Genomic DNA, 25,355 nt, shown 5'->3' on the forward strand with positions numbered 1-25,355 from the left:
GATAGGGGTCATGAGCGTGGAACGAGTCGTCGGTGTTGGCGCGGGTGCTGGTGGGTTCGAGCGCGGTGGCACCGGGGCCGGCTCCGAGCTGCCGACCACCGACATGGTGCTCAACATCGGGCCACAGCATCCCGCGACACACGGCGTACTGCGGCTGCGGCTCACCCTCGACGGCGAGCGGATCGTCAGCTGCGAACCGATCGTCGGCTACATGCACCGCGGCGCCGAGAAGCTCTTCGAGGTCCGCGACTACCGGCAGATCCTCGTCCTGGCGAACCGGCACGACTGGCTGTCGGCCTTCTCCAACGAGCTCGGCGTCGTGCTCGCGGTCGAGCGGATGATGGGCCTCGAAGTACCGATTCGTGCTGTCTGGCTCCGGACGTTGCTTGCCGAGTTGAACCGGATCCTCAACCACCTGATGTTCCTCGGCTCCTACCCGCTGGAGCTCGGCGCGATCACGCCGGTCTTCTACGCCTTCCGCGAGCGGGAGACCATCCAGGCCGTCATGGAGGAACTCTCCGGCGGCCGGATGCACTACATGTTCAACCGGGTCGGCGGGCTGAAGGAGGACATCCCACTCGGCTGGCTGGAACGCACCGGGGCCGCGTCGGCCGCAGTACGGCGTCGACTGCCCGACATCGAGAACCTGATCCTCGGCAACGAGATCTTCCGCGCCCGGACCGTCGGCGTCGGCCGGCTCTCTCCCGAACTGATCGCCGCGTACGGCGTATCGGGCCCGATCGCCCGTGCCTCCGGAGTCGACGCCGACCTGCGCCGCGACGAGCCGTATCTCGCCTACGACGAGCTGACCCAGGACGGCGTACTGCGCGTCGTCACCCGCACCGAAGGCGACTGCTACGCCCGCTTCTCGGTCCTGCTCGAACAGGTCAAGGTCTCCCTCGACCTCGTCGACGCCTGCCTGGACCGCCTCCGCACCCTCCCGGCCGGCCCGGTCAGCACCCGCCTCCCCAAGATCCTCAAAGTCCCCGAAGGCCAGACCTACACCTGGACCGAGAACCCGCTGGGCATCAACGGCTACTACCTCGTCTCCCGCGGCGACAAAACCCCCTGGCGCCTCAAACTCCGCTCCGCCAGCTTCAACAACATCTCCGTCCTCCCCGAGCTCCTCCCCACCACCACCATCCCCGACCTGATAGCCATCCTCGGCAGCATGTTCTTCGTAGTAGGCGACATCGACAAATAGATCATCGGTCCCTTAATCCCCGGCGTGTCCGTGATCATCGGTCCCTTGTCACCAACGACGTGACCGCGGTACCAGCCCGAGGATCTTTCCGACGGAGTCTTCCAACGCGGTGTCCTCGCCCCAGACCTGCCATCGTCCGACCGGCAAAATGTCCCAGCCGAGCCGGCCCAGCCGCGTACGGCGTACCGAGTCCTCGCGCTGCTTCTCGGGTGTGCCGTGCCACTTGTCCGAGTCGTACTCCAGCCCGAGATGCCGATCCGCCGTACCGGGAATCGAATCGAGGAATCCCAGGTCGATCCGATAGCCGTTGACGCCGTCGGTGATCTCGATCTGCGGGACCGGCGCCGGGAACCCAGCATCGATCATCCGCAACCGGAGCCAGGACTCGCCAGGTGATTCGGCAGCCGGATCGATCAGCGCCGCCAACTCGCGGGCCTGAACGATCCCGGGATGATGCGGATAACGCCGGATTGCGTCTTGGACCTCGACCCGCGTGATCAGCCCGGCCCGAGCCATCGCATCGAGTGCGGACAGGGCGAAGGGTCGCCGGAGATGTCGGGCAAGGTGGACGGCCGTCGCCATCGGCGAGGTGATTTGCAGGCCGTACCAGTCGATCACGTCGCCAGGAAAGAGTGTCTGCGAATGCCCGTTGGCGCGGGAGATCTTCACCGCCCGCGCTTTCGTCTGACGCACGAAGTCGGCCTTGGGAGTGTCCGCGTGCTCCGACAGAGCCAGCGTGTCGATGCCGAGCAGCCAGGCAGCGGTCCGGCGGCAAGCGACGGCATCGGGTGGAGCGACTTTGGCAATCGCCGCAGCTCGCAGCGGCAGTGAGTCTTCGACGAGCGCATCGACATAGACCCCGCGGACTACAGAACGCAGCAGGCCGATCCGGAGAAGCCTGCGGATCTGCTTGGCATCCAGCGCATGGTCGCGCCCTTCGGCCCGGGTGAATGGCCGGCCGTCGAGGATGAGGTCGGGAACTGACGCGTCGGAGGTCTCGGGGTGCATCCCAGCAGGATGGGCGAGCGCGGCGCGGGTCCATCAGACTTATCCACAGGATTGCTTCAACGGACCGATGAACGCCGACACGCCGAGGAACAAGGGACCGATGATGGGTTGGGGGGTTGGGGGTTAGGAGGCGGCTAGGCCGCGGAGTTTTAGGTCTACTACGGTGGGGGCGTCGGCTTGGGAGTGTTTGTCGCCGGCGGCTACTACGGTGGCTACTTCCTCGTCGATCTTGTCCAGGCGTTGGTCGATGCGGTCTAGGCGGCGTTGCATCAGGTCGACGAACTCGGCGTTCTCGACGACGCGGGCGTTGGTGATCCGGGAGTACTCCTGGGCGACCTGGGCGCGGTCGTCGGAGTGGGCCAGGCGCTCGACCAGGAGCTGGTGGCGGATCAGGACCGAGGTGCCGATGGCGACCAGGACGGCGCCGACGGCGGCGGCGCGCAGGATCCACTGGTTCTGGGAGAACAGGGCGATCGCGACGCCCACGCAGACGACCACCAACAGCGCGTTGGCGACCGTGAGAACGGTGGTCCTGGTTCGACGGCGGCTACCCCTTGACCCCATGGACCGACATGTTAGGGGGTGTCTTCGGGGTCATCGGGGATCCGACACGCCCGTTCGAGAAGCAATCCGGCCGTGACGACCAGCACTGAGATCACCGCCGCGATACCGGCTGTGATCACCCGGTTCCGGGGACCCGAGGAACTCACCGCGTCCAGGAAGGATAACGCGAACCCTGCGTACACGCCGGTGCACAACGCGCCGACGAAAGCGCTCGCTTTCCCGATCAGCAACAGGAAAACGGCCCGCGACGGCTCGATCCGCTCGCGCCGGACCTGGATCCGCTGATGAGTGTTGCGCGCGGCAACAAAAAGTAACGACGCCAGGAACGTCCAGGCCACCAACGTGAGCAAGGACACGGTCGGTACGACGCCGCCGCGCGACTCGATCGCCTTCACCAGGGTGACCCCGATCGCCGCCCCGAGGACGGCGATCGCGACCAGCAGCCGGCGCGACGTCGGCCGGACCGAACCCTCGGGCGGCGGCTCCTTGCCCGCTCCGGGTGCGCGCTCCGGACCGGTCCCGCCGGCGGCCACTACTGGAGCTCGATGGTGAGGTCGTCGAGGCGCTTGACCCCGTCGCTCCCCACCTTGGCGAGCAGCTCGGCGACCGGGCCCACCCCGGGCAGGACCGCGTCGGACTCGATGTCGAGCCACGGCGCCAGCACGAACGCGCGCTCGTGCGCCCGCGGGTGCGGCACGGTGAGCTCGTCGGTCGAGATCTCCTTCTTGCCGTAGGTGATCAGGTCCACGTCCAGGGTCCGCGGTGCACCCGGCACGCTGCGCTCCCGGCCGAACGCCTGCTCGACGGCGTGCGCGCGGTCCAGCAGCGTCTCGACGGCCAGCGTGGTGTCGGCGAGCAGCACGATGTTCAGGTACGGGCCGGACTCGTCCGGGCCGCCGATCGGCTCGGTCTCGTAGACCGGCGAGACGTCGACGACCACGACGTCCGGGGTGTCCCGGAGCGCGTCGACGGCGCCCTGCAGGTTCGCCTCACGGTCACCGAGGTTGCTGCCGAGCGACAGGATCACCTGGCGGATCGGCTTCAGGCCACCGCTGAGGGTGTCCGCGTCGATGACGTGGGGACTAGGGGTCTCGGTCACGAGGATTCTCCGGCTCTGCGCTGCACGGTCAGGACAACGTCGTCGAACGGCACCTTGATCGGCGCCGAGGGTTTGTGGATGGTCACCGCGGCTGCTGTCACCCGCTTGTCGGCGAGGCACAGATCCGCGATCCGTTGGGCCAGTGTCTCAATCAGGTCGACGGGGTCCTTCTCGATCGCCGCGTGCACCTGCTCGGCGACGACTCCGTAGTTGACCGTGTCGGCCAGGTCGTCCGATGCCGCCGCGGGCCGGGTGTCCAGCTCGAGCCTGACATCGACGACGAACTCCTGCCCCTCGGCCCGCTCGTGGTCGAACACCCCGTGCCGGCCGAAGCCACGGATGCCGCGGATCTCGATGACGTCAGGAGGCAACTCGGGACCGCTCATTCCGCCTCCTCCAGTGGACCCCCAGACGACAGTACCGGGGACGCATGGTGGATCCACAACCGCCAGCCGGAAGAAGTTCTCCGGAAGACGTTGGTCGCCAGCGCCTTACCCCCCGCGAAACCCTCCTCCGGGGCACCTTCACCGGACGACAGGACATTCTCCGTACACGTGACGTAAGCCACGTCTTCATCGACTCTTACCTGCACATCGGTCAGGAAGAACTGGATGTACGGCGTATTGGCGAAGATCATCGCCCACGCGCGCATCATCTCGCTGTAGCCGTAGATCGCCGCGTTGCCCGGGTGGATGCAGACCGGATCGGGCTCCGGCAGCCAGACCGCCGCCATCAGATCCAGGTCGCCGGCCTCGAACGCGTTGTAGAACGCGGTGTTCGCGTTCGTCACCTCGGTCTGCTTCGTCAGACCACGACCCATCGGCTGCTCCTGCGTCATACCCCTCCCCACCTGCGGGCCACCCGGACCGCATCCGCGCTCGGCGCCACTGCGTGCGCCCTGACACACCACGCGCCTGCCGCGGCGGCGAGGGCGGAGACGGCCGCGCTGGCGTCGTCTCGCCGGACCGCCGGTCTCGGCTCGCCGGTCTCCTCGTCGGCGAGCAGCCTACCGAGGAACGCCTTGCGGGACGCACCGATCAGCAACGGCAGGCCCAGTACGCCGAACTCCCGCAGCCGGCGTAGCACCTCCCAGTTGTGGTCCGCGTTCTTCGCAAAACCCAGGCCCGGGTCGAGCGCCACCCGGCCGAGGTCGATCCCGGCCGAACGGATCGCTTCTACCCGCTCCCCGAGCTCGGCAATCACCTCGGCGACAACATCGTCGTACGTGGCCCGGTTCTGCATGTCGACCGAGTGCCCGCGCCAATGCATGCACACGTACGCCGTACGCCGGTCAGCCACCAACGGGAGCATCTCGGGGTCGGCCAAGCCGCCGGAGACGTCGTTCACCATCACCGCGCCGGCGTCCAGGGCCAGCGCGGCCACGTCGGCGCGCATCGTGTCGATCGAGATCAGCGCGCCCTCGGCGGCCAGCGTCTCGATCACCGGCAGCACCCGCCGGATCTCCTCGGCCGGCGCGGGCCGGACGGCACCCGGGCGGGTGGACTCACCGCCGACGTCGAGCAGATCGGCGCCCTCGGCGAGCAGATCCCGGCCGTGCTTGATCGCGGCCGCCGGCTCAAGCCACAAGCCGCCGTCGGTGAAGGAGTCCGGAGTCACGTTGACGACGCCCATCACCAGACAGCGATCCGGTGTCGGCAGGCCTTGAACGTGACTCGGTGGGGCAGTTCGCACCCGACCACCGTAGTGGCCGTGTCCGGACTGCCCCACCTAGGTACCAGGCCCCCATCGGATCCCGGCTCCCGCCGGGGGCCGCTAACCCAGTACCAATGAGGCGCCGCTAGCGGACAGCGCCTCACCGATCGGTTGACTGTACGACTCGTTCTGCTGACCGTATTTCGCCTGGCACTCGCCGCTGATCAGAGCGGCGCCACTGGTGATTCCCTGCGCGTAGTCGCCGGACATGTTGGCACCACCGGAGTCACCGGCCTCGACACAGGCGGTGTGCTGGAACAGGCCCTTGACGACCCTGTTGTTTCCGTAGTTCACGGTGACGTTGCGCGCGACGATCCGCCCACAGGTCCACTTGGTGCTCTTGCCGGACTTGCAGACCTCGGAGCCCACGGTCGGGCTCGCGACACCCCGTACGACGATGTCGTCGCTGCCCCAGCGCTCCACCCGGCCCTGGGGATCCCAGCCGTCGATCACGCTGACGGTGCCGAAGTCGTTGCCCGGGAAGCTCGAGGTCCGGGTGTTGCCCAGGACGTAGCCGTTGCGGGACCACGACGGCTTGCCGCTCGTGCAGTGCCCCGCGGTCAGGAAGATGTGCTGCCCCTCGCCGGTCGTAGCGTTGAAGCCCAGCGAGCAGGTGTAACCGGTGTTCTTGTCGACCTGGAGGCCGCCCAGCAGCCCGAACTCGCCGTCGGTGAGGGTCACCTTGCCCTCCGTACGCCGGACGGTCACCTTGGCGCCGTTCTGCTCGGCTGCCCGCAGGAACCGCTGGGTGATCAGATCACGGGCTCCGGAGGCCACCGTGACGACGACCGTGCCGGTGACCGGGTCGACGTACCAGGACTTGACCTGGCCCGCGCTGGAGCCGATCGCGAGGTGGTCCAGCTCGCCCTGCACCGAGTTCAGCTCGGTGGCGGTGTAGCGGACCAGTTTGGGGATCGCGCCGGCCGCCCGGACCGCGGCGGCGGTCGCCTGGTCGGAGACCGCGACGATCAGGTCACCGGAGTTGTCGAAGTAGCTGCCGACCACCCGCGAGCCGAGTTTGGACTCCAGCGACGAGGCCTGCAGCAGTTGCTGATCCTGCACGAGGGCATGGTCCGGCAGCTTCACAGCGCCGACCTTGGGATCCGCTTGCGCGCCGTTCGCCGCGATCAGTCCGGCGGTCGTCAGGACGACGATCCCGGTGAGTGCGGCGCCGACCCGAAAACGCCCTGACATACGTCCTCCTCACGAGTGGCACCCTGCACCCGAGTCAGGACGCCACTACGGACCGTAGGCGCTCGGACACGGAATGTCCATGGGAAACCGCTCTGAATGTTCAACGAGAACGCCCGGCCAGGGCTACGGCTCACCCGACGATCAGGCTCATCGCCTCGGCCCGCGTCACCGGATTCCTCAACTGCCCCCGGACCGCCGACGTGATCGTCTTCGCGCCCGCTTTCCGGACGCCGCGCATCGTCATACACAGATGCTCACACTCGATCACCACGATCACCCCGCGCGGCTTCAGGATCTCCACCAGCGACTCCGCCACCTGCGTAGTCAACCGCTCCTGCACCTGCGGCCGCTTCGCATACACATCGACGAGCCGCGCCAACTTGGAAAGCCCAGTGATCCGCCCGTCCACCCCCGGGATATACCCGACATGCGCCACCCCGGTGAAGGGCACCAGATGGTGTTCGCAGATGCTCCAGACCTCCATGTCCTTGACCAGGATCAGTTCGTCGTGGCCGAGGTCGAAGGTGGTGGTCAGGACGTCCTCGGCGCGCTGGCCGAGGCCGGCCGCGATCTCGGCGTACGAGCGCGCCACCCGGGCCGGGGTCTCCCGCAGGCCTTCGCGGTCGGGGTCCTCGCCGATCGCGAACAGCAGTTCGCGGACCGCCCGTTCGGCGCGGGCATGGTCGAAGTTCGGCGCGATCATCTGCCCAACATAGAACAAGCCCCGGGATCCACTGGGGATCCCGGGGCTCACCTCAACGCATCACTCGGCGGGAGGAGTCGGTCCGCCGCCGTAGTCCGGGCCCTTGGCCGCCTCGTCCGGGCCGATCGAGCCACCCGGGATGACGTCCTGCAGCGAACCGTTCTGCTCGTTGCGCGGCAGCGGCATCACCGGCGGCTGCTCGGACGGCACCCGGGTCGACGATCCGGTCCAGGCCGGGCGCAGCTCGCGCTTGACGATCGGCTGGAAGATCCGGGCGATCTCGCCCTTGTCCAGCGTCTCCTTCTCGAGCAGCTCCTCGACCAGCGCGTCGAGCACGGCCCGGTTGTCGACCAGGATGTCGAAGGCCTCCTGGTGCGCGTTCAGGATCAGCTTGCCGACCTCTTCGTCGACCGCCGCGGCGATCTCCTCGGAGTAGTTCCGCTGGCTGCCCAGATCGCGGCCGAGGAACGGCTCACCGGAGTCCTGGCCGAACTTGATCGCCCCGAGCCGCTCGGTCATGCCGTACTGCGTGACCATCGCGCGGGCGAGCGAGGTCGCCTTCTCGATGTCGTTGCTGGCACCGGTGGTCGGGTCGTGGAAGACCATCTCCTCGGCAGCGCGGCCACCGAGCATGTAGGCCAGCTTGTCGAGCATCTCCGACCGGGTGGTCGAGTACTTGTCCTCGTCCGGCAGCACCATCGTGTAGCCGAGGGCGCGGCCGCGCGGCAGGATCGTCACCTTGTGCACCGGGTCGGAGTGCGGCAGCGCCGCGGCGACCAGGGCGTGTCCGCCCTCGTGGTACGCCGTGAGCACCTTCTCCTTGTCCGACATCAGCCGGGTCCGGCGCTGCGGTCCGGCGATCACGCGGTCGATCGCCTCGTCGAGCGCGTTCTTGTCGATCTGCTGCTTGTTCAGCCGGGCGGTCAGCAGCGCGGCCTCGTTCAGCACGTTGGCCAGGTCGGCACCGGTGAAGCCCGGCGTACGGCGGGCGACCGCGCGCAGGTCCGCGTTCTCCGACATCGGCTTGCCGCGGGCGTGCACCTTCAGGATCTTCTCGCGGCCCGGCAGGTCCGGCGCGTCGACGGCGATCTGCCGGTCGAACCGGCCCGGCCGCAGCAGCGCCGGGTCGAGCACGTCGGGACGGTTGGTGGCCGCGATCAGGATGACCCCGCCGCGGACGTCGAAGCCGTCCATCTCGACCAGCAGCTGGTTCAGCGTCTGCTCGCGCTCGTCGTGGCCACCGCCGAGGCCGGCGCCACGGTGCCGGCCGACGGCGTCGATCTCGTCGATGAAGACGATCGCCGGCGCGTTGGTCTTGGCGGTCTCGAACAGGTCGCGGACCCGGGAGGCACCGACACCGACGAACATCTCGACGAAGTCCGAACCGGAGATCGAGTAGAACGGCACCCCGGCCTCACCGGCGACGGCGCGGGCGAGCAGCGTCTTACCGGTACCGGGCTGGCCGTAGAGCAGCACGCCCTTGGGGATCTTGGCGCCGACGGCCTGGAACTTCCCCGGTTCCTGCAGGAACTCCTTGATCTCGCCGAGTTCCTCGATCGCCTCGTCACACCCGGCCACGTCCGCGAAGGTCGTCTTCGGGGTGTCCTTGGTGATCAGTTTGGCCTTCGACTTGGCGAAGCTCATCACCCGCGAGCCGCCGCCCTGCATCGAGTTCATCAAGAAGATGAAGACGACGGCGATCAACAGGAACGGGATCAGCGTCGAGAACACCTGGCCGATGAAGCTCGGCTTCGGGTTCTCCACGTCGTACTTCTCGATCTTGCCGTTCTGGAACAGATTCTGCAGGTCGGTCCCGAGTGTGTTGGCCTGACCGTCGACCCAGTGCGCGCGCACCTTGGTGCCGTCGGTCTTCTCGATCCGGATCTCCTGGTCGGGGTCGATCAGGGTCGCCGACTTGATCGACTTCTCGCCGGCCGGGGCGTCGGTGGCCTGCTTGATCAGCTGCACCACCTGGCCGGTGGGCTCGGTCTTGTACCCGGTCGAGCCGGTCAGGAGCTGCCCGATCACCAGCACGCCCAAGAAGGCGACGACGATCCAGAACAGGGGTCCGCGGAAGATGCGCTTGACGTCCATGATCAGGGCAGGTGCCCCGTCCCTCCTAGCTCAGCAGGCCCGGGATAACGGGCTTGTGACGGTAATACCAGTCCAAGTGTCTCGTGTCGGGCAAGCGTGCCCACCACGAGGGTCACCAAAAACTGGTACTCCACTGTCTACAGCCTGTCACAAGCCCGTGAGCCTGCTCAGGAGTAGACGTGCGGTGCCAAGGTAGCCACACAGCGGAGGTTGCGGTACTTCTCTGCATAATCCAGGCCGTAGCCGACCACGAACTCGTCCGGCAGCTCCAGGCCGACGTACTTGACCGGTACCGACATCTTGGCGGCGTCCGGCTTGCGGAACGCCGTGCAGATCTCCAGTGAGGCGGGCTTGCGGGACTGCAGGTTGCTGACCAGCCAGGTCAGCGTCAGGCCGGTGTCGATGATGTCCTCGACGATCAGCACGTGCCGGTTGGTGATGTCGGTGTCCAGGTCCTTCTGGATCCGGACCACACCGGACGACTTCGTTCCGGAACCGTAAGAGGAGATGGCCATCCAGTCCATCTCCACGTGCCGGCTGAACGAGCGGGCCAGGTCGGCCATCACCATCACCGCACCGCGCAGGACGCCGATGATCAGCAGGTCCTTGCCCTCGTAGTCCACCTCGATCCGGGCGGCGAGTTCCCTCAGCTTCGCCTGGATCTCTTCCTCGGTGAAATGAATCCGGTCCAGGTCTTTCTCGATGTCCGACGCATCCACGCGATCAGGGTGTCACACCTGGCGCCAAGACGATGAATCCGGCCCGCCGCACCGCCCGGACCCCTTGCGGCAGGTCGATCCAGCGCTGTCCGCGCCAGTCGGTGACCAGCGCGTCGACGGCCGCCACGTGTCCCGCGGTGAGGTCGTTGGCCCGGCAACCGGCTTCCAGCGCCGCCTGCCGGAGCGCCCTGGTCCGGAGTGCTGCCGGCTCTCCCTCGAGGAGTCCAACATCACACTCCACGCAGGCGTCCGTACGCCGTACCGCGGACTCCGCAAGGTCAGCGGCCAGCGCGTCGAGCGCATCCGCGTCGGCGCGCAACAGACCCGCGGTACGGGCCAGTGCCTCGGTGACTCCTGGTCCTAGGGACTCCTCGAGCACGGGGAGCACCTCGTGCCGCACTCGCACTCTCTTGTACTTCGGGTCGTCGTTGTGCGGGTCGTGCCAGGCCCGGAGCCCTGATGCCAGGCAAGCGGCCGTAGTGGTCGATCGCGACAGCTCGAGGAACGGCCTGCGCAGGATCCCAGCGACCGGCGACATCCCTGCCAGCGACCGTGCACCAGATCCCCTGGCCAGGCCGAGCAGAACCGTCTCTGCCTGGTCGTTGCGAGTATGAGCGACCAGTACGACGTCCGCGCCCTCCTCGTCGGCTACGTCGCGTAGTGCGTCGTACCGGGCGGTCCTGGCAGCTCCTTCAGGTCCGCCCTCGTCGCCAACCTCTACTGCCCGAACGTGCACGGGCTCCAGGCCCAGAGATCTGCACTGCTCGGCTGCGGCCGCTGCGACATCACCGGACTTCTCCTGCAACCCGTGGTCGACGATGACCGCTCCTGCTCGCAGCCCAAGCTTCGGCGCTTCGAAGGCGGTTGCTGCGGCCAGTGCAAGTGAGTCGGCGCCACCGGAGCAGGCGACCAGCACTGTGGTCTCCTGCGGCAAGTCGGCCAGCGCAGTACGGACTGCCTCTCTGATCTTGGCGACAGCCGGGTGCAACTTGCCCCGGTGGTCAGCCGTGGAGTCTGCTGACCCAGGCATCCGGGTTGGCGATCTCGTTCTTGGTCGGCAGCGTGTTCGGGCCGGTCCAGACGCGGTTGAAGCCCTCCATGCCGACCTGGTCGACCACCCGGCGTACGAAGGCCGTCCCGTCCTGGTACTGGCGCAGCTTGGCGTCCAGACCGAGCAACCGCTTCAGCAACTGGTCCAGCGGGTTTCCGCTCGCCCGGCGGGAGGTGAACTTGGACCGGATGGTGTCCACGGTCGGGATCACCGACGGCCCGACCCCGTCCATCACGAAGTCGGCGTGACCTTCCAGCAAGGACATGACGGCAGTCAGTCGATCCAGTACTGCTCGCTGCTCCGGCGACTGCATCAGGTCGACCAGGCTCAGCTCGCTCTCACCCTTCAACGAGCGCCCGAGCCGCTGCACCGCCTCGCGGAACATCGCCGCGTACGCCGAAGCGTCCAGCTCCGCCTGGTCCAGGAACAACGCGATCTCGGAGCGCAGGTGGTCGCGCAACCACGGTACGGCGGTGAACTGCACCCGGTGGGTCTCCTCGTGCAGGCACACCCAGAGCCGGAAGTCCCGCGGTACGACGCCCAGCTCGGACTCCACATGCATCACGTTCGGCGCCACCAGGAGCAGCCGGCCGGTCAGGTCGGGCCGTGCCGGGTCCGGTTCGGACGGGTAGAACGGGTCGAACTGCCCGAGGACTCGAGACGACAGGAACGCCAGCAGCGCGCCTGCCTCAATCGCTGTCACCCGGGGACCCACGGCCGACGACAGACCGCCGCCGGAGCGCTCCTGCTTCTCCCGCAGCTTCTCGGTCAACGGTCGCAGCACGGTCCGGAAACCGTCGGCATTGGCCTGCACCCAGCCGGGCCGGTCCACGATCACCACCGGCGCCGTGGCCGAAGTCGCCTGCAGACCGGTGAAGTCCCGGACGTGTTGCTCGGAGTCCGCGGCGAACTGCCGCAGCTCGGCCACCACCTGGTCCGCCTCCGCCCGGCTGACCGCCGGACCAGGCCGGAGCAGCTTGCGGGCCACCACGGTCGCCAACTGCCAATCGACCATGTCAGTCGAGGTATCGCCTTCCGCCGTACTCATGTTTCGACCCTAGTGGCATGTTCCAACATGCGCCCCTCGGGAGCGCAGTTCATAGGACCCTGAACAACCGCATGAAGAGAGAGCGGAGGCGATGGCGCCCCTCGGGGCGCCGGTCTACGGGCCTGAACAACCGCAGTTGGCGAGGGCGGCGGTGATGCGGTCGAGCGCGGCACGGGCTGCCAGAGCCTTGGCGGGTGGCGCGCTGTCTGTGGCGACGGCGAACACCAGGAGCGTCCCGGTGCGGTCCCTGACATACCCGGCGAGTGAGTGGACCCCGGTCAGCGTTCCTGTCTTCGCTCGCACCAGCCCCGTGCCCGGCCCGGCACCAGCGCCGGCAAACCTGTCTTCAAGACTCCCGCTGAACCCAGCGATCGGCAGACCACTCAGCAGATGCCGTAGCCCAGGCGTGGCCACTGCCATTCGTACTGCGCCTGCCAGCACTTCCAGCGGGACGTGGTTCGACCGGGAGAGTCCGCTGCCGTCGTAGATCGTCGCCTTGCTCATGTCGATCCCGAGCTTGGTCAGTGTCGCCCGCAGACCTTTCACGCCACCGGTGTACGAGCCGCCGTTCCCGGTGGCGATCCCTACCTGCCGCAGCAGCACCTCGGCGCCGTCGTTGTCGCTGTGCAGGTTGATGTACTCGACGATGTCACCGAGCGTCGGCGACTTGACCTGCGCGAGCTCGGTAGCCGACGACGGCGCCACCACCGGCTTCGGAGCGCTCGTGACCTTGATCCCGGCCTTCTTGAGCAGTCCCGAGAACGCAGTGGCTGCCGCGAGGGCCGGTGAGGGTGCCCGCTTCGCCATTCCGTTCGAGAGCCGGCCCTCGTTGATCCAGAGCGCCGACGTCCGGGCCGCGATCCCCTCGGTGAGGTAGTTCGGCTCCCAGTTGGCGTTCGCGGCCGGGCCGGTGAAAAGACTGGCGTCGTATCCGAGCGTCACCCCGGTGACTCCCTGCGCCTTGAGCGCCTTCGCCGTACCGGCTGCCAGCTCCTGGAGCGTGGCTCGCTGGGGGAAGTCGGTCGACGGCCCCGGCCTGAGAGCCAGCAGTGGATCACCACCGCCGACCAGGGTCACCGAGCCCTTGGCGCCACTGACCGCCTTCGTGGTGAAGGTGTGGTCGGCCCCGAGCGTCTCCAGCGCGGACACCGTGGTCAGCAGCTTCATCGTGGAGGCCGGCACGTACGGCGTGGTCGCGTTCAGCGAGAGCAGTGGCTTGGCCCGCGACGCGTCGTACACGTAGACGCCGTGGTGCGGACCGAGCGAGGGGTCGCTGAACGCGGCGCTCAGTGCGGCCTTGATCCCGGCCGCGGTGGGCGCGACACCCTCGGTCTTGGCCGGCGGCAGTACCAGTGGCGCAGTGGTGTCACTCTGCGACCGGCCGGGCACAGCCTGCGCTCCGGTGGAGCCGGTGAGCGCGATCGGCAGCACCAACATCACGGCAAGCGTGACGAAGACCGCACGGGGAGGACGGGCCACCAGGCTGCTCCTGTCATTTCGTCGGTCCGAACCGTGACAGTATCTGCCGTATGGAGTTCGACGTCTTCATCGAGATCCCCAAGGGCACCCGCAACAAGTACGAGCTGGATCACAAGACCAACCGGCTACGGCTTGACCGCACCTTGTTCACGGCCACTCAGTACCCGTCCGACTACGGGTTCATCGAGGAGACCCTGGGCCAGGACGGCGACCCACTGGACGCTCTGGTCCTGCTGAGCGAGCCGACCTTCCCCGGCTGCCTGATCAAGGCCCGGGCGATCGGCATGTTCCGGATGACCGACGAGAAGGGCCCGGACGACAAGGTCCTCTGCGTCCCGGCCGGTGACCCGCGCCAGGAGCACCTGCGCGACATCCACCACGTGCCGGAGTTCGACCGGCTCGAGATCCAGCACTTCTTCGAGGTCTACAAGGACCTCGAGCCCGGCAAGTCCGTCGAGGGCGCCACCTGGGTGGGCCGCGCCGACGCCGAAGCCGAGATCGTCGCCTCCTTCGACCGCCTGAAGAACGAACCCCACTAAACCTTCTGCAGGTTGCTGCAACGGGGGTGTCGGTCACCTCCTGCGCTTACTAGGTTGCCCTCTGTCCGGTGCTGTCGACGGAGGGTTGACCGATGAGATTCCAGCGGCTGGTGGGAGTGCTGGCGGCAGGCGTGCTGCTGGCGACAGGACTGGCGCAGACCGCGTCCGCCACGAAGGCTCCGGTGATCACGTGGACGCCGTGCGCCGAGGTGCCGGCGATGTCGTGCGGCAAGGTCACGCTGCCGGTCGACTGGAGCAAACCGAACGGGCCGACCTTCGAGCTCGCACTGGCGAAGCGGCCGGCTGATGATCCGGCCGCCTCGAAGGGTCCGCTCTTCATCAACCCCGGCGGACCGGGCGGGTCCGGCGTGAGCATGGCCTTCAACGCGGGCGGCCTGTTCAGCCCGGAGATCCTGCGCACCTTCGACATCGTCGGGATCGATCCGCGCGGCGTCGCCCGCAGCCATCCGGTCGTCTGCACGGCGGAGGCCATGAACCAGCCGGGCGACACGGTCCTGCCCCGCACCCAGACGGAGTTCGACGCGCTGGTCCGGTTCAACAAGCAGCTCGCCGCCGACTGCCGCGCGCAGACCGGCCCGCTCTACGACCACGTCGACTCGGTCTCGGTGGCCCGCGACCTGGATGCCGTCCGGGCGGCGCTCGGCGCCGAGAAGCTCAACTGGTACGGCGCTTCGTACGGCTCGCTGACCGGTCAGATGTACGCCGAACTGTTCCCGCACCGGATCCGCAGCATGGTCAACGACGGCAACATGGACCACAGCCTCGGCAAGTGGCCCTTCCTGCTGAGCGAGGGCGGATTCGCCGAGGACTCGTTCCAGCAGTTCGCCGACTGGTGCGACCAGAGCACCAATTGCACTCTGCACGGCCAGGACGTCTCGAAGGTGTACGCCGATCTGCTGGCCAAGGCGGACGCCGGCACGTTGATCGACCCGTCCGACGGCACGACCGTGGATCCCTGGGACCTACTGGACGTCACCCAGTTCTACTTCGTCCGTCCCCGCTGGGTGCAGCTCGGCCAGCTCCTCACCTCGCTGTCGAGCGGGGCCGCCGCCAAGGCCACCTTCGCCAAGGCCCAGAGCGAACTGGCCGCCACCCGGCAACCCGTAGTACGGGCTGCTGCTGACCTGGTGGCGGACGTCCGGCCGCAGTTCTGCGAGGACTGGTCCCTACCGGTCCACACCTTCAGCGAGCTGGACGCGATGTACAAGGCCAGCTTGAAGGTCGCGCCCCGCATGCGTGCATCAGTAGAAGCGCTCTCCTCCATGACCGAGTGCATCGGCTTCCCCGGCAAGGTGAACAACCCGCAGCACCGGCTCCGGGTGCAGGGCGCCCCCACGATCCTGATGATGAACGGCATCCACGACCCGGCCACCGGTTACACCTGGGCGACCAACGCCGCTCGCCAACTCGGCAAGGCTGCACAGCTCGTCACGTACGACGGCGCCGGCCATGTGGTCTACTCGCGCACCCCCTGCACCCGCGCGGCCGCCGACAACTACTGGCTGACTCTGACCCTCCCTGCCCCCGGCACCCACTGCGCGGCCAGCAATCCGGCATAACCGCTTTCCACACTACTGCGCAATGTGTAATAGTCTCCTGAGTGGAACACCGGACCAGGAGGCTGTAGTGACGTACCAAGCGACGATGGCGGCCGAGTCGTACCTCAGACGAGTGCGGGCGGAGTTGGCCGATCTACCGGTCATCGAATTGGACGAGGTGATCCAGGAGACTGCCGCCCATCTCGCTGAAGTCAGTGATGAGCTGGCGACGGAGGCCAGCCTTGAGACGCGTCTAGGTTCACCGCGGGAGTACGCCGATCAGCTGCGCAGTGCGGCCGGCTACCCGCCTCGGTCGAATGACTACGGTCCTACAAGTCGCGGGACCGCAGCTCTGGTCTGGCTAGCGCTCTCTACTGTTCTTACACCACTCCTTCTGATCCCGTGGTTCGCCCTGGACTCCGAATCTTCCAGAGCCGTCTTCACCCTGCTCGCGATCGGCCTGGCACCAGCAGCGCTCAGCCTGCGAGCACTACGCGGCCACGCCCCATCCGTAGTCACCGACACACCGCTCTGGCGACGCAACAAACTCCACCTCAACCGCCTGACCAACAGGCTCTGGCTGCTCGTCCCGCTGAACAGCCTCGCACTCCTCGCCGTAGCCATCCTGCTGATCGGCGGCACCAGCGCCTGGGACGTCGACGGCTACAACTTCAGCGGCGTCCACCACACCCACCTCTAACCCGCCTCCCGGCACGCACCCCGTGCCGGGATTCTTTTCGCTCACTATTCAGTTTCGCGTAGTACTACACCAACCTGAAGGAGATCCTGATGTCCCGAAGACGGACCGCGGCCCTCGCCGCTCTACCCCTAGCTCTAACCCTCGCCAGCCCCCAAGCCGAGGCAGTCCCCCCGGAGGCCACCAGCTTCGACGCGACGATCCAGCTCGACGGCACGACACCACCACAGCTCCCCCGAGCACGCCAGACGCGCAGCACCACCACCAAGGCCGTTACCGTCGACCTGATCGGCCGCGACGGCAAGCCCGGCATCAGGCCGAGCGAGGCCGTCATCACCGATCTCGACCACCCGACCGGCTTCCACTTCGCCGAGCCAGGCGAGGTGCTCGATCTACCACCCGGTCGCTACGCCGCGGCAGCCACGATCTACTCCCCGATCCCCGGCCAGTGGATGCCCGCCCTCACCACCGTCGCCAGCCCGGAGTTCCGCGTCGACACCGCCCGCCACCTCACCCTCGACGCCCGCCCCGGCCAACCGGTCACCCTCCAGGTCGACCGCCCCGACGCGCAGATCATCGACCAGCGCCTCGGCGTGCGCCTCAACAACAACAACGGGGCCCACTACAGCCTCACAGCCGGCGGCAACTCCCAGCTGTACGCCGTACCGACCGACTCTCCGCAACTCGACTGGTACCTGCAGGCCCAGGTGGAGAAGCCGCAAGGCAGCCTGACCGTGACAGCCCCGGACCGCTTCAAGGTCCCGGTCGAGTGGACCCTCGAGCAACCGAGACTCGCCGGACGCCACGACCTCACCATGATCGACGTCGGCCACGCCCTGCCAACAGATCTCCGCGGCAAGGATCTCCGCGGCAAACTCGCAGTCTTCACCCTCAGCCCGGCCGAAGCCGACCAGTACGGCGTACGCGTGCAGGCGCTCGCCAAGGCCGGCGCGAAAGCAGCCGTCCTCTACCTGACCGAGATCCTCAAGTTCTCCACCAAGGACGGCACCGCGCTCCCCGTCCTGCTCAGCATCGGACCGGAAGGCAGCCGCCTCGCCCGCACCGGCGCCCGGGTCACCATCGAAGGCATCGACGCCAGCCCGTACCAGTACGAGCTCGCCTTTCCGCACCGCGGCGGCATCCCGCACGGCCGGAGCTACCACCCAGCCAACCGCGACCTCGCCGCCGTCCACACCAGCTTCCATGCCCTCGGCAACGATCGTTGGGCCTCCGCGAACACCTATCCCGTGCTCGGAGACCTGGAGATGCACGACTTCTCGCCATCGTCACTCGCCGGCACGACCCAGACCCAATACTTCTCTCCCGCACCCATCACCTGGTCACGCAGCTGGCGCAGCGGCCAACAGGTCTTCCGGCCACAGGACATCACCTTCACCAAAGGCCACTCGACCGAACACTGGGCCAAAGCCGTCCTCGCCCCGTCCCTCCCGACGCAATCACCTGATGGCCAACCACCGGCCACCAGAACAGCCGACACCCTGCGAATCAACATCCCACTACGCAGCGACTCGGCCGGCAACAGCGGCTTTGTCGGCGAGAGCAACAGCAGCTTCGGCGACCAGGGCGAAACCCGCCTGTACGCCGACGGCCGGCTCCTCGGCCGCACCGATACGCCAGGCCTCGGAACCTTCCAGGTGCCGACCGAACCCACGACGTACCGGCTTGTCACCGAAGTCACCCGGACGCTTCCGGAACTCCCGCTGTCCAACAAAGTCGTCGCCGACTGGACCTTCCGCTCGGCCGCCGGTCAATCCAAGCTGCCGCTACCGACCGTCGGCTTCGACCCGAAACTCGACCTCCAGAACTCCGCTCCGGCGGGCCGCGCCTTTACCTTCCCAGTGACCAGCTCGGACACACTCAGGTCGGTCGAAGCGTCCTACGACAACGGCGCCACCTGGCACATGGCCGTCCTTCGCAAGAACGGCTCAGCCTGGTCCGCCACCGTCACCCATCCGAAGACCGCCAGCTTCGTCTCCCTGCGCGCCGAAGCAAAAGATGCCCGAGGCAACAAAGCCGTCATCACCGTCCTGCAGGCCTACCGCCTGACTCACTGATCCCGGGTCAACCGGCTGAGCAAGCTGAGGAGGGTCTTGCGATCGGCCGGAGACAGCCCTTCGAGGAGTTCGGCCTCGGCCGCAAAGATCAACTCGTCCATCGCCGCCAAGGCCTCCGAACCCTTGGCGGTGATGGCGACGATGTTGCGACGCCGATCAGCAGGATCAGTACGCCGTATGACGTACTCCAGCTCGCCGAGCTCGTCCAGCAAGGTGACCAGGTCGCTGCGGTCGAAGATGATCCGGTCCGCCAGCGCGGTCTGGGTCGCGTCGCCGTCGTCGGCGAGGCTGGCCAGGACGTGATAGTGCTGCGTCTTGAACCCGCCACCGACCAGGTGCTGCCGGATCAGCCGGCGCGACTGATGACTCGCGTGACCCAGTTGCCAGATCACCCGATCACCATGGCGACGCCGGGACGTGTTCACAGCGAACACTCTAGGACCACAACCCTCTTGACTAAATCGTAGGAGATTCCCATCATTAGAGTCTCCTACGATTTGGTGAGGCGAACATGCGAGCAGTGCGTTACCACCGCCACGGCGGTCCCGAGGTCCTGCAGATCGAGGACGTCGACGTTCCGGTGCCGGCCGACGGCCAGGTCCTGATCGAAGTGGAGGCGATCGGCGCGAACGCGATCGACACCGTCTTCCGCCGCGGCGACGGCCCCTGGACCCGACCGCTCCCCGGGAAGCTGACCGGCGATGTCGTCGGCCGGATCACCGCCGTCGGCCCGAACACGAACGCCGAAGTGGGCCGGCGGGTAGCCGCTCTCTCCGAGGACGCCTTCGCCGACCAGGTCGTCGTCGACGCCGACTGGATCGCCCCTGTTCCGGACGACGCCGACGCCGGCGAGGTCAGCACCCTCTCGATGACCGCCCCGCTCGCTCTCCGGCTGCTCAAGACCGCCAAGGCCGGCCCGGCGGACGTCGTACTGATCCATTCAGCCGCCGGAACGGTCGGCCATCTCGCCGTGCAACTCGCCCGGGCGCTCGGCGTGACGACAGTGATCGGTACGGCGTCGTCGCCCGCCAAGCTCGACTTCATCCGAGCCCAGGGCGCCGACCATGCCGTGGACCTCAGCGACCCGAACTGGCCGGACCAGATCCCCGGCGGCGTCGATGTCGTCCTCGACTCCGTCGGCGGCAAGGTCTTCACCCAAGGCCTCGAACTGCTCGCGCCGCTCGGCCGGATGGTCACCTACGGCGCGATCGGCGGCGAGCTCCCGACAGCCTCCGCCACCAGCCTGTTCCAACTCAAGTCGGTCACCGGCCTGTCGATGCTCGCCTGGCGAACCGCCCGTCCACAGGAGGCCCACGACGATCTCGCCGAGGTGACGCGCTACTGGCGATCAGGCGAGCTGAAACCAGTTGTCCACGGCACCTATCCGCTGGCCGAGACCGCCAAGATCCACACGATCCTGGACGACCGGGCGAATCTCGGCCGGCTGATCGCGACCACCTGACCTGACTACCAGCCGATCAAGGAGTACGACGTGGCGCGGCGCTCCAACGGCTCGATCGGCTGACCGACCGGCTCGATGGTTGCCGATCGCAACGGATTGTCCGGCTTGCCGCGCCGGACAGCCGGCCGGACCAAGGACATCGCCGACACGATCATCGCCCTGCTACGCAATCGATTCATCACTCGCAACCGTTCTGCACGCCGACGGGCGGACACCGGCTCGACTGTCATGGAGAGGGGACCTGGGCTCACGCAAGTAGGCCAGGCGCTGTCAGGGGCGGCCGAAGAAATCGGGGGTCTCCCAGTAGTAGACGCTCTCGAGCTTGACCGGCTTCCCGGTCCGCGGCGCATGCACCATCCGGCCGCCGCCGAGGTACATCGCGACATGGAAGATCGTGCTCGGGTCGTTGTGGTCCTCGGCCCAGAAGATCAGGTCGCCGGGCCGGAGCTCATCGGCCGAGATGTGCTTGATCTGCTCGTACTGCGCGACGCTGTAGTGCGGCAGCTGCACCCCGGCCTTCTCCCAGGCACCCATCGTCAGCCCGGAGCAGTCCCACCGGTTCGGCCCGGTCGCGCCCCACAGGTACATGTCGCCCAACTGGGACAGCGCGAACGCGATCGCCGCCGCGGCACCCCGGCCCGCCGAGCTACCACCACCGTTGCCACCACCGTTGCCACCGCCGTTGCCACCGCCGCCGTGGCCAGGCTTGTGATGCGAAGGCTTGTCGCCCTTGTGCGCCTTCTGCCGCGCCTTCTCCTCGGCCGCTTCCCGGGCCCGCTCGGCGGCCTCCCGGGCAGCGATCCGCTTGCGCAGCTCCTCGGCCTTCTTCGCCGCCAGCGCCGCGGCCCGCTGCCGGGCGAGCTCCTCGAGCCCCCGCTGCCGCTGCTCAGCCACCTGGTACGACGTGTTGCGCAACGTCGCCAGCTGGCTGATCTGGGTCTTGCGCTCGGCGCCGATGGCGGCCACGGCAGCAGCCTGAGAATCCTCGGCAGCCTCTGCCTCAGCCTTGGCCTTGGCGGCCGCGTCGGACGCCGCCTTCACCTTGACCACTGCCTGGTCGGCCTGCAGCTTGAACGCGTTGGTGACCACCTGCGTCGCGGTGAAGCGCAGGAACGAACCCTGCATCGCGGTGGAGATAGAGTGCGCCGCACCGGCCGAGTCCAGCAGCTGCTGCGGCCCGTCGGCGGTGAACAGCGGCCCGTACTTCGCTACGTCGCCACCACCTTGGTACGACGCGGCGGCGTACCGGCCGATCTGCTGACGTTGCCCGGCCAGGGTCTGCTCGGCCTTGGCCGCCCGGGCAGCCGCCGCGGCCGCGTCGGTCTTCGCCTGCTGCAACCGGTACATCGCGCCGTTGTAGTTCTCGTCGGCCTTGCCGGAGGCGATCCCGAGCTGCTCCAGCCGATTGTTCGCGGCGGCCAGCTGCTGCTCGATGGCGGCGACCTGAGCGGCCTTGGCGGCGGCGGCCCGCTTGGCCGCGTCGACCGTCGACTGGGAAGGAATGACCGGCGGCTTGGGGTCAGCCTGCGCGGGAACCGGGACCAGCCCCGTCGTGGCGGCCAGCGAGACCGCGAGCACCCCCGAGAGAAGCGATCGCATCGGGATTTCCTTCCGCCGTTTTGGTCCTTCTGGACCACATACGTGACACTAGTTGCCTACAGCCCCATTGGGAACACCTTTCACACCAATAACTTTGTTTCACCTGCGTGTCGGCTTGACAAACTACAAGCTTGTAATTCAGGCGCAGTCAGAAAAGTGCCCAATTTCCGGGCTTTCGGCAACTAGTCCGGCGAGATGTCAGCGGCAGAAGGTGTAGCTCGCCGCCACCGGCAGATGGTCGGAAGCGAACGTGACGGGGACGTCGGCCGAGGTCGGCCGCAACGATGCCGTGTGCAAGAGGTAGTCGATCCGGGCCGTCGGGTGGTCGGCCTCATGGGTGTAGCCGGGGCCGGCGCCGACCTCGGTCCAGGTGTCGCGCCAGACCTCGGCGAGCACCTTGATCTCGGGCTTCTCCGGGCTGGCGTTGAGGTCACCGGCCAGGATCGTCGGCTCCTGCGAGCCACTCAGCAACTCGACCACCTTGTGCGCCTGCTCGAGTCGCTCGGCATTGTTGTTCGAGGTCAGGTGGGTGTTGGCGAACCGTAGTTCTTGCCCGCGGACCTTGAGCTCGGCGACCGCCAGACCGCGCTGCTCGCCGGTCGGGTAGAGCGGCAACAGGGTGTTCGTGAAGTTCCTGATCGGGTACCGCGAGAGCACCGCCGTACCGTACTGACGGCGCGGCTCCCCCGTGTTGACCGGTGGCAGGTCGAGATTCGCCGCGAAGGCGAAGTGCAGCTCGAGCCGCTGTGCCAGCCAGGCAGCCTGGTCCACCCAGTTGCTGCGAGCGCTCCAGTGGTTGTCGACCTCTTGCAGGCCGATCACGTCAGCGCCGGACTGCTCGATCACCTGAGCGATCCGCTCGAGGTCGACGACACCGTCGATCCCGGCGCCGTGATGGATGTTGTACGTCAGCACCTTCACTTGACGCGAAGGTACAGCAGCTGCGACGGAGGGTGGCAGCAGGAACAGACAGGACAGGGCGACCGTGATGAGTTTCCGCATCCCTCATCCTGGTCGCGCCGGTGCGACACCCGCACCAAGTACGGGTGTCGCCCAAGCGAACTCAGTGCTTCGGCACCAGCTTGCCGACGGCTCCCTTCGCACCCGATGCCCAGCATCCGGCGCGGATCCCGTGACCGGCGCACTCGACGCTGTCGAAGCTGCCGTCGTAGAACTGCGTCCAGCTCCGGCCGCCGTCGAGGCTGACGTCGCTGCCCGACGGTCCGACCGCGACCACCGTGGCCGGGGACCAGGGCACGAAGGCCGACCCGCTGCGATAGCCCTTCGGCGCCTTGTCCGCGGGAACGAGCTTCCAGGACCGGCCGCCGTCGTACGTGACCGACGCGGCGTCGACCGCTTCGGTCGGCTTCAGGAAGTCACCGCCGACAGCGACCCCGAAGAGCGGTCCGCGGAAGGCCAGGCTGAAGATCCCGGCCGCCGCGCCACTCGCCATCGGCGAATCGGTGGCCTTCCAGTGCACGCCACCGTCGTTCGTGCGGAACACCCGCGGCCGATCGCCGCCGCCGGTCGCGAACCAGGCGGTGCGTCCCGGTCCGGCCACCAGACAGGTCCCGCTGGCCGCGAACGCGAACTCACCCTCCAGCGCCGCCGGCATCCCGGCGTTCGGCAGCACCTTCCATGACTTACCGCCGTCGACCGACGAGGCGATCCGGAACTTGCCATCGACCGGGTCGCTCAACGCCAAACCGTGCGAACCGTTGAAGTCCAAGCAGTCGTAGAACGCGGTCGGCTCCGTGTTCCGGAAGGTCTCCGTCCAGGTCTTGCCGCCGTTCACGGTCCGGTAGATCCGGGAGTCCTCGCCGTTGCCGATCGTCATCGCCACCGCGCGCCGGGCGTCGAACGCCTCGATGTCGCGGAACTGCAGCGCCTCGGCACCCGGCGGGCTGACGTTCGTCCACTTCTCGCCACCGTCGGTGGTCAACAGCACCTGCCCCGCCGTCCCCGCGATCCACGCGGTGTCCCGGTCGACCGCGGCCAGCCCGCGGAACTGCGACGCGCTCCCCGGCGGCGTCAACTTCCACTCGTACGACGGACCGTGCCGCCCGACCGCCTGAGCAGGCACCATCTGGCTCACCGCCAACAGGACTCCAGCCGCCAGAGCGGCAACGCGCAGGGTTCTCATGCCCGGCAAACTAACCCAACCCCGAGACATTAAACAGCGAACCCGTGCATGACTACGGCCGGTGAACCAAGGTCCACCGGCCGTAGCAATCCCTTAGGCTGCGGTCAGCTTGAAGGACTGGGCTGTGCTCCCGTTGCAGGTGAGTTGGACGAGCTGGGTGGAGTCGGCAGTAGAACCGCCCGGTACTGCGAGGCACTTGTTGCTCAGGCGGCTCGTGAAGTGGAAGTAGCCGCTGCCCTCGGAGACCGCCTGCCACTGCTGGTTGCTGCCGTTGCTGTAGGTCCACAACTGCAGGCCGGCGTTGTCGGCCGAGGACACCCCGGTCACGTCGATCACCTTGGTGGCGTCGTTGCGGTTGTTGATCCGGACGAATCCGTCCGAGGTCGGCTGGAACTGGAACTGCTGCGCCTGCGACGCGTTGCACGAGTACTGCTGGATCACCGTGCCGTTCGCCGTACCGGCTGCGCGTGCGTCGACACACTTGCTGTTCGCCTTGTTGGCCACGGAGTACCAGGTTCCTGCCTCCGGCTGGTCGACCGGCGGGGTCGTCGTACCGCCGCCACCGAGCCACTTCAGCGCATCCATCATGAACTGGTTCTGCGCCGGGCTGTCGAAGGTCGACGAGAGCCGGGTGTTGGTGTCGTAGTTCATCGCGTTGTGGCCGAAGTTGGCGTAGATCACCTTGTAGTTCTTGTTGGTCCAGATGATCGGGTAGTAGCCGGAGGTCCAGATGTTGCCCTGCTGGTTGCCGACCGGGAAGCTCGACGGGTCGATCGAGGCCAGCACCTGGATGTTCGGGTTCTGCCGCAGGTCGTTCTGCCAGCTGTACCACTCACTCACCGATGAGCGGAACGTCGCACCGGTGTTCACCAGCGACGGGTGCGAACGGTTCTCGGTCCGCAGCGTGACCGCGGACGGACCCCAGGTGTTCGACTGGAACCGGCCGGTGCCGAGCAGGGTGTTGTTGAACCACGGCCAACCGCCACTCGCGTCGTTGTACGCCGAGACGTGGAAGCCGAAGAACGCACCACCGTTGTTCATGTAGTTCTGGAAGCCGGTCCGCTGCGCGTCGCTGTGCGGCGAGTCGTCCAGGAACATCACCACCTGGTACTGCGACGAGCTGAGATTGTTCAGCCGGTTCCAGTCGTTGGTAGCGGTGTAGTTGAAGCCGTTCTGCGCACCGAACTGCGGGAAGCGCTGGTTTGCCTCCTTCTCGAAGTCGATGTGCGCGGCGTCGTACGTCCCGCTGTAGAACGCCAGCACGTTGAAGGTGGCGGCGGCCTGCTCGGTCTGGGCCTCCCGGGCGTACGCGCTGGCTGAGGTCAGGCACAGACAGACGACGAGCAGACTCAACAGCTTGGCGAGGAACCTCTTGTGATCGGAAAGCATGTGGGGGCGGTCCTTC

At 67.4% G+C, this 25,355-nt stretch carries 26 protein-coding genes; 6 read left to right on the plus strand and 20 right to left on the minus strand.

Features of this window, described 5'->3' with window-relative positions:
* The first annotated feature begins 10 nt into the window (after positions 1 to 10).
* Complete coding sequence (locus ABZ004_RS20370) at positions 11 to 1,204, plus strand: NADH-quinone oxidoreductase subunit D (RefSeq protein WP_355681622.1); 1,194 nt, start codon at positions 11 to 13, stop codon at positions 1,202 to 1,204.
* Positions 1,205 to 1,252: 48 nt separating this feature from the next.
* Here ABZ004_RS20370 and ABZ004_RS20375 read toward each other — a convergent pair whose 3' ends face one another.
* From ABZ004_RS20375 to dacB, 14 genes are all read right to left on the minus strand, one after another.
* Positions 1,253 to 2,212 carry a hypothetical protein gene (locus tag ABZ004_RS20375; RefSeq protein ID WP_355681624.1) on the minus strand — a complete coding sequence of 320 codons (960 nt, stop codon included), beginning with the start codon at positions 2,210 to 2,212 and terminating at the stop codon, positions 1,253 to 1,255.
* Positions 2,213 to 2,335: 123 nt separating this feature from the next.
* Positions 2,336 to 2,776: a hypothetical protein gene (locus ABZ004_RS20380; RefSeq protein WP_355681626.1), complete on the minus strand. Its 441-nt coding sequence runs from the start codon at positions 2,774 to 2,776 to the stop codon at positions 2,336 to 2,338.
* Between the two features lie 11 nt (positions 2,777 to 2,787).
* A complete protein-coding gene (locus ABZ004_RS20385) occupies positions 2,788 to 3,309 on the minus strand; it encodes a DUF3180 domain-containing protein (protein ID WP_355681628.1) in 522 nt (173 codons plus the stop codon).
* Positions 3,309 to 3,875, minus strand: a complete 567-nt coding sequence (gene folK, locus ABZ004_RS20390; protein WP_355681630.1) for a 2-amino-4-hydroxy-6-hydroxymethyldihydropteridine diphosphokinase — start codon at positions 3,873 to 3,875, stop codon at positions 3,309 to 3,311. The genes ABZ004_RS20385 and folK overlap by 1 nt, the downstream gene beginning before the upstream one ends.
* Positions 3,872 to 4,261 (minus strand): dihydroneopterin aldolase, encoded by a 390-nt coding sequence (folB, locus tag ABZ004_RS20395; protein ID WP_355681632.1) that lies wholly within the window; start codon positions 4,259 to 4,261, stop codon positions 3,872 to 3,874. Before folB ends, folK begins: the two co-directional genes overlap by 4 nt.
* Positions 4,258 to 4,713, minus strand: coding sequence for a nuclear transport factor 2 family protein (locus ABZ004_RS20400; RefSeq protein WP_355681633.1), 456 nt, complete (start codon positions 4,711 to 4,713; stop codon positions 4,258 to 4,260). The genes folB and ABZ004_RS20400 overlap by 4 nt, the downstream gene beginning before the upstream one ends.
* Positions 4,710 to 5,507, minus strand: a complete 798-nt coding sequence (folP, locus tag ABZ004_RS20405) for a dihydropteroate synthase (protein WP_355681917.1) — start codon at positions 5,505 to 5,507, stop codon at positions 4,710 to 4,712. Before folP ends, ABZ004_RS20400 begins: the two co-directional genes overlap by 4 nt.
* 141 nt (positions 5,508 to 5,648) lie before the next feature.
* Positions 5,649 to 6,782, minus strand: coding sequence for a S1 family peptidase (locus ABZ004_RS20410; RefSeq protein ID WP_355681635.1), 1,134 nt, complete (start codon positions 6,780 to 6,782; stop codon positions 5,649 to 5,651).
* A gap of 130 nt (positions 6,783 to 6,912) precedes the next feature.
* On the minus strand, positions 6,913 to 7,485 hold the full coding sequence (gene folE, locus ABZ004_RS20415; RefSeq protein ID WP_355681637.1) for a GTP cyclohydrolase I FolE: 573 nt from the start codon (positions 7,483 to 7,485) through the stop codon (positions 6,913 to 6,915).
* Between the two features lie 60 nt (positions 7,486 to 7,545).
* Entirely contained in the window at positions 7,546 to 9,579 is a 2,034-nt protein-coding gene (gene ftsH, locus ABZ004_RS20420) for an ATP-dependent zinc metalloprotease FtsH (protein WP_355681639.1), read from the minus strand.
* A 167-nt stretch (positions 9,580 to 9,746) separates the two neighbouring features.
* Positions 9,747 to 10,298, minus strand: coding sequence for a hypoxanthine phosphoribosyltransferase (gene hpt / locus ABZ004_RS20425; RefSeq protein WP_355681641.1), 552 nt, complete (start codon positions 10,296 to 10,298; stop codon positions 9,747 to 9,749).
* A gap of 4 nt (positions 10,299 to 10,302) precedes the next feature.
* The gene (gene tilS, locus ABZ004_RS20430) at positions 10,303 to 11,328 is read right to left on the minus strand and encodes a tRNA lysidine(34) synthetase TilS (RefSeq protein ID WP_355681643.1); all 1,026 of its coding nucleotides are present in this window, start codon (positions 11,326 to 11,328) and stop codon (positions 10,303 to 10,305) included.
* The gene (locus ABZ004_RS20435; RefSeq protein ID WP_355681645.1) at positions 11,300 to 12,397 is read right to left on the minus strand and encodes a zinc-dependent metalloprotease; all 1,098 of its coding nucleotides are present in this window, start codon (positions 12,395 to 12,397) and stop codon (positions 11,300 to 11,302) included. Before ABZ004_RS20435 ends, tilS begins: the two co-directional genes overlap by 29 nt.
* A gap of 114 nt (positions 12,398 to 12,511) precedes the next feature.
* On the minus strand, positions 12,512 to 13,876 hold the full coding sequence (dacB, locus tag ABZ004_RS20440; protein ID WP_355681646.1) for a D-alanyl-D-alanine carboxypeptidase/D-alanyl-D-alanine-endopeptidase: 1,365 nt from the start codon (positions 13,874 to 13,876) through the stop codon (positions 12,512 to 12,514).
* Positions 13,877 to 13,926: 50 nt separating this feature from the next.
* Between dacB and ABZ004_RS20445 the strand changes: the two genes are divergently transcribed.
* From ABZ004_RS20445 to ABZ004_RS20460, 4 genes are all read left to right on the plus strand, one after another.
* Entirely contained in the window at positions 13,927 to 14,415 is a 489-nt protein-coding gene (locus ABZ004_RS20445; RefSeq protein ID WP_355681648.1) for an inorganic diphosphatase, read from the plus strand.
* A 92-nt stretch (positions 14,416 to 14,507) separates the two neighbouring features.
* Entirely contained in the window at positions 14,508 to 15,995 is a 1,488-nt protein-coding gene (locus ABZ004_RS20450; protein WP_355681650.1) for an alpha/beta hydrolase, read from the plus strand.
* A gap of 67 nt (positions 15,996 to 16,062) precedes the next feature.
* A complete protein-coding gene (locus ABZ004_RS20455) occupies positions 16,063 to 16,674 on the plus strand; it encodes a hypothetical protein (protein WP_355681652.1) in 612 nt (203 codons plus the stop codon).
* Positions 16,675 to 16,763: 89 nt separating this feature from the next.
* Entirely contained in the window at positions 16,764 to 18,746 is a 1,983-nt protein-coding gene (locus ABZ004_RS20460; RefSeq protein WP_355681653.1) for a hypothetical protein, read from the plus strand.
* On the opposite strand, the gene ABZ004_RS20465 is transcribed toward ABZ004_RS20460, so the two are convergent.
* On the minus strand, positions 18,740 to 19,171 hold the full coding sequence (locus ABZ004_RS20465) for a MarR family winged helix-turn-helix transcriptional regulator (protein ID WP_355681655.1): 432 nt from the start codon (positions 19,169 to 19,171) through the stop codon (positions 18,740 to 18,742). The genes ABZ004_RS20460 and ABZ004_RS20465 overlap by 7 nt on opposite strands.
* Positions 19,172 to 19,257: 86 nt before the next feature.
* On the opposite strand from ABZ004_RS20465, the gene ABZ004_RS20470 reads away from it, so the two are divergent.
* A complete protein-coding gene (locus ABZ004_RS20470; protein WP_355681657.1) occupies positions 19,258 to 20,208 on the plus strand; it encodes a zinc-binding dehydrogenase in 951 nt (316 codons plus the stop codon).
* A gap of 5 nt (positions 20,209 to 20,213) precedes the next feature.
* Here ABZ004_RS20470 and ABZ004_RS20475 read toward each other — a convergent pair whose 3' ends face one another.
* The 5 genes from ABZ004_RS20475 to ABZ004_RS20495 form a co-directional block, all read right to left on the minus strand.
* Entirely contained in the window at positions 20,214 to 20,387 is a 174-nt protein-coding gene (locus tag ABZ004_RS20475) for a hypothetical protein (RefSeq protein WP_355681659.1), read from the minus strand.
* A 91-nt stretch (positions 20,388 to 20,478) separates the two neighbouring features.
* Complete coding sequence (locus ABZ004_RS20480; RefSeq protein WP_355681660.1) at positions 20,479 to 21,807, minus strand: C40 family peptidase; 1,329 nt, start codon at positions 21,805 to 21,807, stop codon at positions 20,479 to 20,481.
* 198 nt (positions 21,808 to 22,005) lie between these two features.
* Entirely contained in the window at positions 22,006 to 22,809 is an 804-nt protein-coding gene (locus ABZ004_RS20485) for an endonuclease/exonuclease/phosphatase family protein (RefSeq protein ID WP_355681662.1), read from the minus strand.
* A gap of 61 nt (positions 22,810 to 22,870) precedes the next feature.
* A complete protein-coding gene (locus tag ABZ004_RS20490; RefSeq protein WP_355681664.1) occupies positions 22,871 to 23,950 on the minus strand; it encodes an oxidoreductase in 1,080 nt (359 codons plus the stop codon).
* A 93-nt stretch (positions 23,951 to 24,043) separates the two neighbouring features.
* Positions 24,044 to 25,339: a ThuA domain-containing protein gene (locus ABZ004_RS20495; RefSeq protein WP_355681666.1), complete on the minus strand. Its 1,296-nt coding sequence runs from the start codon at positions 25,337 to 25,339 to the stop codon at positions 24,044 to 24,046.
* Between the last annotated feature and the right edge of the window lie 16 nt (positions 25,340 to 25,355).

The organism is Kribbella sp. NPDC006257, from assembly GCF_040613535.1.
Taxonomy (GTDB): Bacteria; Actinomycetota; Actinomycetes; order Propionibacteriales; family Kribbellaceae; genus Kribbella.